12 protein-coding genes are annotated in these 13,925 nt (G+C 34.5%); 6 read left to right on the top strand and 6 right to left on the bottom strand.

All coding sequences use genetic code 11. The features are described from left to right. Positions 1-2: 2 nt before the first annotated feature. From ACQY44_RS07080 to ACQY44_RS07070, 3 genes are all read right to left on the bottom strand, one after another. Positions 3-1,433: an anion permease gene (locus ACQY44_RS07080; protein WP_428229700.1), complete on the bottom strand. Its 1,431-nt coding sequence runs from the start codon at positions 1,431-1,433 to the stop codon at positions 3-5. Positions 1,434-1,455: 22 nt separating this feature from the next. Continuing rightward, positions 1,456-2,607 (bottom strand): porin, encoded by a 1,152-nt coding sequence (locus tag ACQY44_RS07075; RefSeq protein WP_428229699.1) that lies wholly within the window; start codon positions 2,605-2,607, stop codon positions 1,456-1,458. 67 nt (positions 2,608-2,674) lie between these two features. Then, a complete protein-coding gene (locus ACQY44_RS07070; protein ID WP_428229698.1) occupies positions 2,675-3,958 on the bottom strand; it encodes a hypothetical protein in 1,284 nt (427 codons plus the stop codon). Positions 3,959-4,238: 280 nt separating this feature from the next. Here ACQY44_RS07070 and ACQY44_RS07065 point away from each other — a divergent pair, with 280 nt between their 5' ends. The 3 genes from ACQY44_RS07065 to ACQY44_RS07055 are packed head-to-tail and all read left to right on the top strand — an operon-like array spanning position 4,239 to position 7,747. Further along, positions 4,239-5,621: a TolC family protein gene (locus ACQY44_RS07065; protein ID WP_428229697.1), complete on the top strand. Its 1,383-nt coding sequence runs from the start codon at positions 4,239-4,241 to the stop codon at positions 5,619-5,621. 12 nt (positions 5,622-5,633) lie between these two features. Beyond that, positions 5,634-6,587 carry an HlyD family secretion protein gene (locus ACQY44_RS07060; protein ID WP_428229696.1) on the top strand — a complete coding sequence of 318 codons (954 nt, stop codon included), beginning with the start codon at positions 5,634-5,636 and terminating at the stop codon, positions 6,585-6,587. 2 nt (positions 6,588-6,589) lie between these two features. After that, positions 6,590-7,747 carry an ABC transporter permease gene (locus ACQY44_RS07055; RefSeq protein ID WP_428229695.1) on the top strand — a complete coding sequence of 386 codons (1,158 nt, stop codon included), beginning with the start codon at positions 6,590-6,592 and terminating at the stop codon, positions 7,745-7,747. Between the two features lie 74 nt (positions 7,748-7,821). Here the strand turns inward: ACQY44_RS07055 and ACQY44_RS07050 are convergent, their stop codons facing one another. After that, positions 7,822-9,456: an ABC-F family ATP-binding cassette domain-containing protein gene (locus ACQY44_RS07050; protein ID WP_072959000.1), complete on the bottom strand. Its 1,635-nt coding sequence runs from the start codon at positions 9,454-9,456 to the stop codon at positions 7,822-7,824. Positions 9,457-9,663: 207 nt separating this feature from the next. Here ACQY44_RS07050 and ACQY44_RS07045 point away from each other — a divergent pair, with 207 nt between their 5' ends. Beyond that, positions 9,664-10,107 (top strand): PepSY-like domain-containing protein, encoded by a 444-nt coding sequence (locus ACQY44_RS07045; RefSeq protein WP_428229694.1) that lies wholly within the window; start codon positions 9,664-9,666, stop codon positions 10,105-10,107. A gap of 94 nt (positions 10,108-10,201) precedes the next feature. Here the strand turns inward: ACQY44_RS07045 and ACQY44_RS07040 are convergent, their stop codons facing one another. Further along, entirely contained in the window at positions 10,202-11,377 is a 1,176-nt protein-coding gene (locus ACQY44_RS07040; RefSeq protein ID WP_428229693.1) for a GlmU family protein, read from the bottom strand. A gap of 380 nt (positions 11,378-11,757) precedes the next feature. Further along, positions 11,758-12,009, bottom strand: coding sequence for a type B 50S ribosomal protein L31 (locus tag ACQY44_RS07035; protein ID WP_310282721.1), 252 nt, complete (start codon positions 12,007-12,009; stop codon positions 11,758-11,760). A gap of 249 nt (positions 12,010-12,258) precedes the next feature. On the opposite strand from ACQY44_RS07035, the gene ACQY44_RS07030 reads away from it, so the two are divergent. Both ACQY44_RS07030 and ACQY44_RS07025 read left to right on the top strand, forming a co-directional pair. Next, entirely contained in the window at positions 12,259-12,792 is a 534-nt protein-coding gene (locus tag ACQY44_RS07030) for a DUF4199 domain-containing protein (protein ID WP_428229692.1), read from the top strand. Positions 12,793-12,800: 8 nt separating this feature from the next. Continuing rightward, positions 12,801-13,757, top strand: coding sequence for a glycosyltransferase family 2 protein (locus tag ACQY44_RS07025; RefSeq protein ID WP_428229691.1), 957 nt, complete (start codon positions 12,801-12,803; stop codon positions 13,755-13,757). Positions 13,758-13,925 lie beyond the last annotated feature (168 nt).

The raw sequence follows: 13,925 nt of genomic DNA, 5'->3' as shown, positions 1-13,925 counted from the left end.
TATTAAAAATATCCAATAATTCTTAGCCAAAGCCCACCAATAACCATGTAAATAAACAACATTGTTACTCCGGTGACTAAGCCTTTGACCCACCAGCTTTTTAAATCAACATAGCCGCTACCAAAGAAAACCGGAGCCGGCCCGTGTCCGTAATGGGTTAAAGTTCCGTAAAGCGATCCCACAAAACCAAGCATAAAAGCTAACAATAAACCCGGAATTCCAAGCGAAACACCCACACCCAGTAAAGCCGCATACATTGCGGCTACGTGTGCGGTTGCACTCGCAAAAAGATAGTGACTAAAAAAGTACACCAGTATAATAATAGGAAAAGCCATTTGCCAGCTTAAACTTCCTATTTGAACTTTTACCAAATTACTAAACCAGCCTATAAACCCCAACTCGTTGAGCGAACTTGCCATCATTACTAAAACCGAAAACCATACAATGGTATCCCACGCACCTTTCTCTGCTTTTACATCTTCCCAGGTTAAAACCGAAGTAAGCAATAAAACGACAAGGCCAATAAATGCTGTTGTTGTAGCATCAATAGAAAAAAGATCTCCGGTCATCCAAAGAAATAACAAAATAAAGAAAGTCAATAACATCAACCATTCGTTACGAGTGATTGCTCCCATTTCTTTCAATTTTTGCATTGCAATTTGAGGAGCATCTCCTGTTTTCTTTAATTCTGGCGGATAAATTTTATATAATACAAAAGGAATCACAAAAAAGGAAACCAAACCGGGAACAATCGCTGCCGTTGCCCAGGAAATCCAAGTGATTTTGATTCCTAAGTTAAGCGCAAATTTTTGGCACATTGGATTACTCGCCGTACCCGTTAAAAACATAGACGAAGCAATTAAGTTAGCATTATAACTACTCAAAGTAAGATATGAACCTAATTTTCTGTGTGTTTCAGGCTGATCCGGCATTGAACCAAAACTCATTGCCATAGATTTCATAATAGGATAAATAATACCTCCTCCCCTTGCAGTATTACTTGGTACGGCCGGAGCCAAAACCAAATCAGCTAATCCCAAGCCATACGCTAAACCAAGTGAACTTTTCCCAAATATTTTAATGAATAAAAAAGCAATTCTGTTTCCTAAACCTGTTTTAATAAAACCTCTTGCTATAAAAAACGAAATTCCGATAAGCCAAATTACCTTATCTCCAAAACCTCTCAAAGCCAAAGTAATAGATTTACCTGCCTCACCGGGAGCCAGAACTTGTGAAAAAGCCGTTAATGCAATGGCAATCATACACATTGTTCCCATTGGAGCCGCCTTCAAAATAATTCCCAGAATGGTAGCAACAAAAATGGCAAACAAGTGCCAGGCTTCAATTTTTACACCATCCGGAGCTGGAATTAACCAAATCGCAATTCCAACGGCAAGCGTGATTAGGGTTTGAGAAATTTTTACTTCTTTCATAAAAAACAAGAATTAAATTATACTAAAGTCGAAGTTGTAACTGGATGAGAAACAAATCATCATTATAAAAAGACGTATCGGGAATGTTTTTATCATATCGATCGATCTCAAATCCCATTTCTATACGGCCTAAATAAGCTTTACCAAATTCAAGACTTATCATTGGCGTATATGTCTTTCGCACATTAGAGTTGACCTTAAAATTATTATCAAAAGATTCAAAACGACAAGACAATTCCAGAGAAGACAATTTTTTATAATCGACTATATATCTTAAATTCGGTAAAAAATAAACTCCCCTCATTTGATAATCGTCAACATTTGACGTTCTGCCATCAACAGGTAAAGAGAAATATAAGTTTTGATTACTTCCTTGTTTGTATTCAATTTGCAAATCAAAACTAAATCTATCGGTAAGCTTAAAATCACTGGTAATATCGGCACCTACAGCAAATACTTTTTGATCAGCTCTTTTTCCTATACCTCCGTTTAATCCTAGATTTATTTTATGAACTTTAGACAATTCAAAAACCCATCTTGTTGCATATTGTTTTCCATTATCATTATCCATTTCCTGATTTCTTCCGTTTCCGTTTAAAACTGAAATTGCATAATTTACAGGGATCTTACCAATATCGAACGCTCCTGTTGCAGACGCTCCGATTTGAAAACTCGTCCAGCCATTTTTGCCAAATTCATAATACTGATTCGAAAAATCAAATGATTTTATAATATCTACCGGAACCAATTCTTCAATACCAAATGCCGGACGAAATTGTCCTCCGGTTAATGCAATATATTTATTAAAAGTGTATTTTCCATAAGCATTTTCAAGGACCTTCCCTTTAGGGTCAGATTTAAAATCAGCCAGATTTACTAAAATCACAACTTCAGTAGTAGTACTTAATTTAGTATTAAGACCAACACGCATTCTTTTAATGTCAAACGAACTTTGAGTCACTTCACCCGTAGAATGGTGAACTCCCAAAACATCAACATTTTCGCCAAAACTTTCTAAATATCTTGCCTGTAAAAGACCTTTAAACTGAAATTGCGGATACTTAATACTGTTATCGGAATCTGTTGGTATTTGCGCATTAACATCTTGAGCATTTATAAAAAATGGCGTTATAAAGAAAATAAAAACAAATTTTACTAGTAAAGATTTATTCATAAGCTTTGTAAATAAAAATTAGTTCGCTATTTGCTCTTTTAGCCTTACCTCCTTATCTCTTATTTAACTATCTTCTCTCAGAGCCGCCATTTGCAGGTCTTGGCGTTGACGGTCTTGCCGCAGGACGAGGTTGTGCAGGTCTCACAGCAGCAGGTCTTGTCGAAGGATTGACTGGAGTAACCGGACGTGTAGTTGGCCTTGTTACAGGCTGCACAGGTCGTGTTGAAGGATTCGCAGGAGTAACAGGACGCGTCGTTGGTCTTGTTGTGCCTCCGGGTCTGGTTGATGAATTCACAGGACGTGTTACCGGCCTGGTTGTATTTCCGGGTCCGGTAGACGGATTTGCAGGACGCGTTACTGGTCTGGTTGTATTTCCAGGTCTGGTTGACGGATTCACAGGACGTGTTCCTGGTCTGGTTGTATTTCCGGGTCTGGTAGACGGATTCACAGGACGTGTTCCAGGTCTGGTTGTATTTCCAGGTCTGGTTGGCCTTGTTACTGGAGCCGGCCTTTTATATTCTCTTCCATTATAAGTTGTATTATAACGTCCGTTGGTTCTATTATTTCTTACTATTACAGAGGTATTCCTTCTTCTTGCATAATCATTATAATACCTTGGATTTCTTATAACAGCCGTTCTTCGATAATAAGGATTTCTATAATAATGCCCATGATACCCCCAATAATCATGATAATAAACAGGACGCCAAGGACGCCAGTAAGGAGGATAATATCCCCAATGCCAAGGTGATCTATACGCAACATATATGGGAGAGAACAAAAACAAAACTACCGGCCAAGCACTTACACTCGCAGTTGCATAATCCGGACTGGTTGTAGTATTATAATTATTGGTTGTATTATTATTTACGATCACAGTAGTACTTCCTTTATAACCGGGATTCGGAGTTCCTGAAACATTGGTATCTGCAGGCTCTACAATATAATTTTTACCATACAGATCTTCATCTCCAATAACCTGAACATGAATATTGTTCTTCTTATCTTTATCAACTTCGATAACGGCAACATCCTGTGTTTCCTTATCATTGACCGCAACCTGAAGTACAATTACATGCGTATTACCTTCCTTATGGCTCTCTACCTCAATATAATCGATTTCTCCATCATTATTTAAATCCATGTTATTAACCTTATTATCCGGATCATTTAACGCTTTTTCAAAATCCTCTAAAGTTTTAGATTTTTGAAAAATATCCAATACCGCATACAAACTAAGGTTATCTCCCGGCAAGCCCAAAGCAACTGGTTCATTATCCGTTTGAGAAAATGTAGGAATACAAAACAAACTACTTATCAAAATAGTAAAAAACAATACAATCTTTTTCATATTAATAATTAGTTAATTCATAAATGGTATCACTAAGGTATAAAAAAACTTACAAGCTTTAACATTACTACCTTATTTTATGTAACTTTTTGTATTACAATTACAAAATACAAAAATAGTTTTTTAAAAATTTTCAGGATTTTAATAATTTTAAAATCAATAATGTAAGATTTATATTCTTAACTTTGTAAATACCCCATCTCAGGATATACTTGTCTTTTTTGGAATATCTTACAAAAAATCGTTTAAGATTTATTACAACTATAGAAACAAAATTACAATGAGAAAACAATTATCTTTTTTTATTTTCTTTCTTTCATTAAGTTACAGCTATGGTCAGATTGAAATCTCAACATCGTTAGAAGATGCTATTACAAAAGCAATTGAGAAAAGCGTCTCCTTAAAAAACAAAGATTTAGATATTGAAAAACTAAATCTTCAGGAAAAAGGAGTCTGGAATAAATACATCCCAACGGTTGAAGCGAGTGCACTTTACTCTTATTTTGACAATAAATTAACCGTCGATCTTCCTACGGCTACCATACCTATTGTAAACTATCCGTTATTTGACGGGAAAACTGCTTTTAAAAACTACGGAAATATCTTTAACGGAAGCGTCATGGCAAAAACAGTTCTGTTTAGCGGAATGCAAATTCCCAATGGAGCCAAAGCCATACACGAGAAAACAAAAGGAACAGAGTTCTTAAAGGAATCCGAGAAAGATCAAATCATAAAAGATGTTATCAATACATTTGATCAGCTTGAACTATTAAAACAAATAGATAAACTTATAAAAGATAGTGAAAACCGGTTAGAAACAGAAACCAAACGTGTAACAAAAGCGATAGAGCAAGGGCTCGCAATTCCTTACGACAGAGATAAAATTAAGTTAGCTTCACTAGAATTAGCCACTAAAAAAATCGAATTAGACGGGAAACGAAAGTTAGTTTATAAAAAAATCCAATACCTGACAGGTTATTCGATTACTGAAATCCAGAATGTTCAATATAATTTAGTTCCTTATTTAATTACAGACGAAAAATTAAGTACGCAAAACAAACAGGAGATAAAAGCTTTGGAGTCTTTTAAGACTGCTTACGAGTATTTATTAAAAAAGGAAAAAGGCACTTACCTACCCACCTTAGGCGCATTTGGAGGCGTGTCATATTCGAGTTTATTTGATGCAAATGCTACAACACCCATTATTACCGGAATCAATCAAGCTTTATACTTAGGCTTAAACGAAGTAACCATAAGCAACAACTGGGTTGTGGGCGCAGCAATAAAATGGGAAGTATTCTCGGGCTTTGAAAGGAAACATAAAGTACATGAAGCCAAAATTAATATCGAACAAGCTCAAAACCAGATTGATGACGCCAAAGAAAAACTGGAATTACTTCTTGAAAAAAACCTTGTTGATTATAGTGTTCTAACTCAAAAAATTGACATTACCCAACAACAGGAAAAAGTAGCAGATAACAATTTAAATCTCGCAATCAAACAATACAAAGAAGGCCTTATCAATATATCCGAACGTCTTGAAGCAGAAAATGATTCTTATAAGGCATCTGTAAACAAAACCACTACTTTAATCGAACAACGACTATCTGCTATAGAAACTATAATTGCTACGGGCGATTTATCAAAAAAATTATCTAAATAAAAGTTCTATTTTATGAAAAAAGCAATTATCATAATCAGTTTAATTTTCATTTTTATAAGCTGCAAAAAAGCAAAAAAGGAAAATGTAATTCAGGGAAAAATAGAGAAGGAACAAATTGCCGTTGTCAGCAAAATACCAGGCAAGATTTTAAAAATCTTTGTCAAAGAAGGGGACATTGTTCAAAAAGGAGATACCCTGGCTATTCTTGACATTCCGGAAGTAGACGCTAAAAAAAGTCAGGCAGAAGGAGCTGTTATATCTGCTAAAGCACAATATAAAATGGCTGTAAAAGGAGCAACGGAAAATCAAATTAAGCAGCTTGAAGCAAAAAAAATGGGATTAAAGGAACAATATGAGTTCGCTCAAAAATCGATTAAGCGATTGACCAATATGCTTAAAGATTCCCTGATATCGCAACAAACATATGATGAAACTTTTGCCAAATATCAGGGAGCACAAGCGCAATACAATGCTGTCGTTGCAGAATTGGATGATGCCAAAAAAGGAGCACGTATCGAACAACAAACAATGGCGCTGGGCCAACAAGACAGAGCTCTTGGTGCATTACAGGAAGTAGAAACTGCAGACAAGGAACGGTATATTATTGCACCACAAAATATGAGTATAGAAACTATTACTTTAAATCTTGGGGAACTCGCACTACCCGGTTATACTTTATTTAATGGGTACATTGCCAACAGTACGTATTTCCGTTTTACAATTCCTGAAAACCAATTAGCAAAATTCAAAAAAGGACAAGAAATTACAGTTCATGTTCCTTATAAAAAAGAAGATATAAAAGGAACTATTGCTACCATAAAACAACTGGGCGCTTATGGCAATATTGCAACAGCATACCCGGATTACGAAATGCAGGAGAGCTTATTTGAAATAAAAATAACACCTGCCAACAGTGACGAAACAAAAGACCTCATTACCAAAACAACTGTTACTTTATCTCTTTGACTATGCAAAATTTCTTTTCATTGCTGAAACGGGAATTCCGATTATTCTGGAGTAATAAAGTACTCCGTTTGCTATTCATTGGAGCCCCCATACTATATGGTGTTTTATTGGGATATGTGTATGGTAAAGGTAAGGTAACTGATTTGCCCATCATTATTGTAGATCAGGACCGATCAGAGTTAAGCTCAAAAGCCATTCAGATGTTTGAGGACAATGAAGTTTTATCCATTGCCTCAATTTTGTACGATCAGAACAATCTTTCCAGGATTGCTATCGAAAAAGAAGCAACCTGCGTTGTTATCATTCCGAAAGATTTCGAAAAAATGACGCTCACAAAAAAGTATCCGGAAATTACCACTATCGTAAACACATCCAATGTCTTAACGGCTAATTATGCTTCAACAGCCATACAGGTTTGTCTCGGAACCTTAAAAGCAGGTGTTCAGATTGAAACATTAAGAAAACAAGGTGTTCCGGAAAACCTACTGGCCTCGCAGTACGAACCGTTCAAAACCACTTTTATAAAAAAATACAACCGAAGCACTAACTATATGTATTTTCTTTGGCCGGGTGTTTTAGCTACAGTTCTTCAACAAGTTCTTTTGTTAGGACTGGCACTTTCATTTGCTTCAGAATTTGAGAATGGAACTTTTAAAGAATTAGTAAAAAAATGCCCTTCGATTTTAAACCTGCTGGCGGTAAAAATTATTCCTTATCTATTAATGAGTTTTGGTATCTGGTTTATATATTGGCTTTTTACTTTATGGTTCAGACTTCCTTTTTATGACAATCTACTTCCACTTACCTTTATAGCCGGAATATTTGTACTCTCCGTATCTTTCATCGGGATTCTGGTAAGTATTTTAGTTCCCAATCAATTAAAAGCTACCGAAATTTTAATGGTAATTGCAACGCCAAGTTTTATCTTAAGTGGTTTTACCTGGCCTTTAAGCCAAATGCCTCAAGCAGTTCAGGCAATTGCCAACGTGATTCCGCTGACCCACTTCCTGAAAGCTTTTAGAATATTAATTATTGAAAACGGAACATTTTCACAAACCACAAGACCTGTTTGGAACATGGTCATTATAGGTATAGTATGTGCTATTGCAGCTTATATCGCTTTATATTTTAAAAAGAAAAGCATTTTAAAAGAAGTTTAAATCTTTACTTTTATCCCATAAAAAAAAGACATAAGAATCGACTTATGTCTTTTTTTAAAGCTCTTTTAGCCGGATTACTTTTCAATCTCTCTCATAGAATCCATTTTTTTATGAGCAAGGAAACCTGCAACATCTTCAAAATGTTCTTTGACACGTTTGTTTCCAAACTCAAAAACTTTTGTGGCTAATCCGTCAAGGAAATCACGATCGTGAGAAACCAGGATCAGGGTTCCGTCGAAATCACGCAATGCATCTTTAATAATGTCTTTGGTTTTCATATCCAGGTGATTTGAAGGTTCATCCAGAATCAATAAGTTAACGGGTTCCAACAATAATTTGATCATTGCCAAACGCGTTTTTTCTCCTCCCGAAAGTACTTTTACTTTTTTGGTAATATCATCACCCTGAAACATAAATGCTCCAAGAATATTTTTTATTTGTGTACGAACATCACCAACAGCAATTGCATCAATAGTTTCAAAAATGGTAGCGTTTTCATCTAGTAATGAAGCCTGATTTTGGGCAAAATATCCAATTTGAGAATTGTGTCCAATCTCGACACTTCCTTCATCAATACCAATTTCTTTCATGATCGCTTTAATCATAGTCGATTTTCCTTCACCATTTTTACCTACGAAAGCGACTTTCTCACCTCTTTCGATGACAACATTTGCATCTTTAAAAACGACATGATCTCCGTAGGATTTAGAAAGTTCTTTGACCACAACAGGATATTGCCCTGAACGTGCTGCCGGTGGGAATTTTAATTTTAATGCTGAATTATCAACTTCATCAACTTGTACGATAACCAGTTTTTCAAGCATCTTAACACGAGACTGCACCGCATCGGTTTTAGAGAATGTTCCTTTAAAACGGTCGATAAAAGCTCTGTTATCAGCAATCATTTTTTGTTGCTCATCGTACGCTTTTTGCTGGTGTATACGACGGTCTTTTCTTAGCTCTAAGTAATGAGAATACTTTGCTTTATAATCGTAGATTCTTCCCATTGTAACTTCTATAGTACGATTGGTAATATTATCTACAAATGCTCTATCGTGCGAAATTACCACAACTGCTTTTGCTGAATTAATCAGGAATTCTTCTAACCATTGAATACTTTCGATATCCATGTGGTTGGTTGGCTCATCCAGTAAAATCAGATCCGGTTTTTGTAATAAAATTTTAGCCAGTTCAATACGCATTCTCCATCCTCCTGAAAATTCAGAAGTCTGACGCGTAAAATCTTCACGCTCAAAACCTAAACCAACTAATATTTTCTCAACTTCAGCTTCGTAATTTACTTCTTCAATTGCATAAAATTTCTCACTTAAGTCAGAAACTCTTTCGATCAATTTCATATAAGCATCACTTTCATAATCAGTACGAACCGTTAATTGTTCGTTGATTTCATCGATTTCAGCTTTCATTTTAAAAATCTCACCAAAAGCTTTGGATGCTTCTTCCATGACAGTTGAACCATCTTTAGTCAATAAATGCTGAGGCAAATAGGCAATAACAGCTTCTTTTGGAGCCGAAATACTTCCGGTAGAAGGTTTGCTCTGACCTGCAATTATTTTTAAAAGTGTCGATTTTCCCGCACCATTTTTACCCATAAGGGCAATTTTATCATTTTCATTTATAGCAAAAGAAACATCGCTAAATAGTGTAGTTCCACCAAACTGAACCGAAATATCGTTAACTGTAATCATTTAGATTTTTAGATTTTAGACCGCTTAGATTTTTTAGACTTCTCAGCAAGTATTTTTTTTTGAAAGCGCAAAGATAGATTAATTAGAGTATTAGACAATATAATTTAGATTACAGTCCTCTTAGTTTTTTAAATCATATAATTACTCTTACATATTCACGGAATTTTATTGCTATCTTTATTAAGAATTCAAAAAAAAATAAAAATTATGAGAACGAAATTAAACTTGATAGCCAGCCTAATTGCAGGATTAATATTTGGACTTTCTGCCAATGCACAAAAAACCGTGATCAAAAAAGAAGCTTTACCAGCCAATGCACAAACTTTCTTAAAGACTCACTTTGGATCAAAAAAACCCAGCTACATACTGCAGGACAAAGAAGTCCTCTCTACAGAATACAAAGTTCAGTTTGATAATAAACTTGAAATTGAATTTGACAAAAAAGGAAACTGGAAAGAAGTTGATGGAAAAAGCAACACCATTCCAAAATCTATTATTCCACAAAAAATTGCTGCTTATGTAAAAACAAATTTCCCTAAAGAAAAAATAACCAAAATAGAAATAGGAACTTTTGGTTATGAAATTAAACTAACCAACGGTTTAGAATTAAAATTCAACCTAAAAGGAGATTTTACTAAGATTGATAAATAACAATTAATTTTAAATATAAAACCCGACAAGTTTAAAAAAACTGTCGGGTTTGCTACATTATCTCATTATCAAATGGACTAATTATCTAATTGAATTAATCTTTTCTCCATTTTTTAGTTTCCTCAAAAATGTGCTCTAAGATTCCGGATTCTATTTCATCGAAATCTATGTTTCGTCTGCCCATAACTAACTTTGCCGTTTCGAAAGCTTTCTTGGTTACGTAAGTGGTAAAACCTGCTGCCCCTCCCCAGGAAAAACTCGGAACAAAATTGCGGGGAAAACCACTTCCAAAGATATTAGCACTTACTCCCACTACAGTTCCGGTATTAAACATCGTATTGATTCCGCATTTACTATGATCTCCCATCATCAAACCGCAAAACTGAAGTCCGGTTTTGGCAAAACCTTCGGTTTCGTAACTCCACAGTTTTACTTCTTCATAGTTGTTCTTCAGGTTTGAATTGTTGCTGTCTGCTCCAATATTACACCATTCACCTAAAACAGAATCACCTAAAAATCCATCATGCCCTTTATTTGAATTGGCAAATAGCACTGAATTTTTAACTTCTCCACCTATTCTGGATCCGGGACCAACTGTTGTAGCTCCGTACACTTTGGCATTTAATTTTACTTGTGCATTTTCGCATAAAGCAAAAGGACCACGAATTACAGTTCCTTCCATGATTTCGCTGTTCTTACCTATATATATAGGACCAGCTGAACCATTTAAAGTTACAAATTCTAATTTTGCTCCCTCTTCAATAAATATATTTTCAGGTGCAATAACATTGACACTTTTTGGGATTGGCTGTGATTTTCTATCTTCAGTCAAATAAAGAAAGTCTTCACGAATAGCGGCATCATTTTTAGAAAAAATATCCCATGTATGTTCTACTGTTAAAGCCTCTCCGCTGTACTGAATAATTTCATACGAATCAAAATCAACTTCTTCCTGATTTTCATTTGTAAAAAAAGCAATTACATCGTCGCCTTTAAAAATTGCCTGATTGGTTGTCAGATCAGAGACCATTTCAGCAAGCGTATCATTTGGTAAATACGCTGCACTGATCATGACATTTTCTTCTAATTCTACCATTGGAAACTTTTCAGACAGATATTCCTCGGTAATCGTTGTTATGGTCGAACCTAAACGCGATTCCCATTTTTGGCGAATCGTCATTATTCCGATTAGTATATCAGCAACAGGTCTTGTAAAAGTAAAAGGTAACAAAGCATTCCGGACGGGACCGTCAAAAAGAATGTAATTCATAAATATTAAATTTGATACTTGTTAAAATCTTGATTTGGTTATCGAGATCAAAGTTACAAATATTTATGGGTTTGATTAAAAAGCCTTTTAGTCAAAATAAGAAAATATTGCTTTTTTTTAGATTTAAGGCTAAATAATATGAAGAAGCATGATCTTCATATTGATAATTATTTAACCGCAAAGTGCGCAAAGATTTTTACTATTAGTTTTTTATAAAGAAAGGCTAAGTTCGCAAAGCTAAATGGACACAAAGCTTTGCGAACTTTGTGTTTTCTAAACATACTATCTGATAAAAAATCTTTGCACACTTTGCGGTTAAATTTTACACATAAAAAAAGCCTTCCGATTGGAAGGCTCTGTATAAGTAAAAACAGCTTTTATTATTTAGCGTGTTTTGCATATTTAGTTTTGAATTTATCAATACGTCCTGCAGTATCGATAAGTTTAGATTTACCAGTATAAAAAGGGTGAGATGTTCTTGAAATCTCCATTTTTACAACTGGATACTCAACTCCGTCAACTTCAATTGTTTCTTTTGTATCTGCAGTAGATTTAGTGATAAAAACTTCGTCATTTGACATGTCTTTAAATGCAACTAATCTGTAATTTTCCGGGTGGATTCCTTTTTTCATCTTTTCTTTTATTTATTGTTTAGAGCATTTTTATTTTGAAGCTTTTCCATGGTTAGAAAAAGGTGTAAACAAAAGGATACTCTTTTTTGTTTAAAAATTTAATTATTTTTGAGTGTGCAAATTTACAATTCTTTTTCAATAAACAAACATTTAGTACACTTTTTTTAGCAAAATTCAAAAAGCTTTTTTTCTCTCTCATTATATTGGGAATTGCTATATTTGTGGATTAATTTTAAAACATATAGAAATATGATTAATGAAGTTATAAAAAAGAATGGTATTACTTATGGTGTAATGATTGGAATTGCATCTGCATTAGTTACAACTACTATATATGCGATTGATTTAAACTTATTCACTTCATGGTGGATTGGGCTATTAAGTTTGGCAATTAATCTTACTATAAGTATTGTTTTACTTTCTAAAACTAAGAAAGATTTAAAGGGTATTTTCCCTTTTAAGGAGGCATTTACTACCTATTTTATAGCTGCCGTAACCGGAATTCTGATTTCTACTTTTTTTAATATTATTTTATTCAATTTTATTGATCCGGCTGCAAAAGATACTTTGAATGAATTGATCATTAAATACACAGCAGGAATGATGCAAAAATTCGGATCACCGGCTTCAGCCATTAATGAAACTATTGCTAAAATGAAAGAAACAAATCCGTACTCTACCGTAGAATTACTGAAAGGATCTGTTTTTGCTATAGTAGTCAGTTCCATTTTTGGATTAATTTTCGCAGCATTTTTTAAAAGCAAAACTACTATACAAGAATAAAAATATAAATGAATCTATCTATACTTATACCGCTTCTTAATGAGGAGGAATCACTGAAAGAACTCTATACGTGGATTATCAAAGTGATGCAATCTAACAATTACTCTTATGAAATCATTTTTGTAGATGATGGAAGTACGGATGATTCTTGGAATATTATTGAAAGTTTTTCTAACGAAAACCCCAATGTAAAAGGAATTCGTTTCATGAAGAACTTTGGAAAATCTCAGGCTTTGCATGCCGGTTTTGCAAAAGCAAAAGGTGACGTTATTATTACTATGGATGCCGATTTACAGGATAGTCCTGACGAGATTCCGGGATTATACGAAATGATTACCAAAGAAAAATTTGATTTGGTATCAGGCTGGAAAAAGAAACGCTACGACTCTGTTGTGGCAAAAAATCTTCCGTCTAAATTATTCAACTGGGCAGCCAGAAAGACGTCCGGAGTTGAATTGAATGATTTTAACTGTGGATTAAAAGCATACAAAAATACCGTGGTCAAAAACATTGAAGTTTCCGGCGAAATGCACCGATACATTCCTGTTCTGGCAAAAAATGCGGGTTTTAATAAAATTGGCGAAAAAGTAGTTATTCACCAGGCCCGTAAATATGGTGAAACTAAATTTGGGATGGAACGTTTCATAAACGGATTCCTGGATTTAATTACGATCTGGTTTTTATCCCGATTCGGAAAAAGACCAATGCACTTATTTGGCGCAATGGGTTCATTGATGTTTATTATCGGTTTTTTATTGGCAGGTTATATTGGTATTTCGAAATTGTACCATATGTATAACGGAATGAAATACAGCTTAATTACCAGTAATCCGTGGTTTTTTATCGCTTTAACTACTATGATATTAGGAACTCAATTATTCTTAGCCGGCTTTTTGGGGGAGATTATTTTGAGAACTAAAAGCAATGAAGCCCGTTATAAAGTTGCCCGAGAGGTTAATTTTTAACCTGAAGCCCCAGCCCTGATTAGGTCGCTATACTTCTATTTTTATTAGAGTTCAGTGAATTTCATTTGAAGGGAAAATCCTTTTTTATTGTTTTTTCTACAATAAAAAAGATTGGAATGACAGCAGGAATAGCTCCTGAAAATTATTATTATTTTAAACATAAAAATA

Origin of the sequence: Flavobacterium sp. (assembly GCF_965277525.1) — a bacterium.
In the GTDB taxonomy this organism is placed as follows: Bacteria; Bacteroidota; Bacteroidia; order Flavobacteriales; family Flavobacteriaceae; genus Flavobacterium.
The sequence above is the reverse complement of the archived record's forward strand: the minus strand, read 5'-3'. Positions and strand labels throughout refer to the sequence as shown.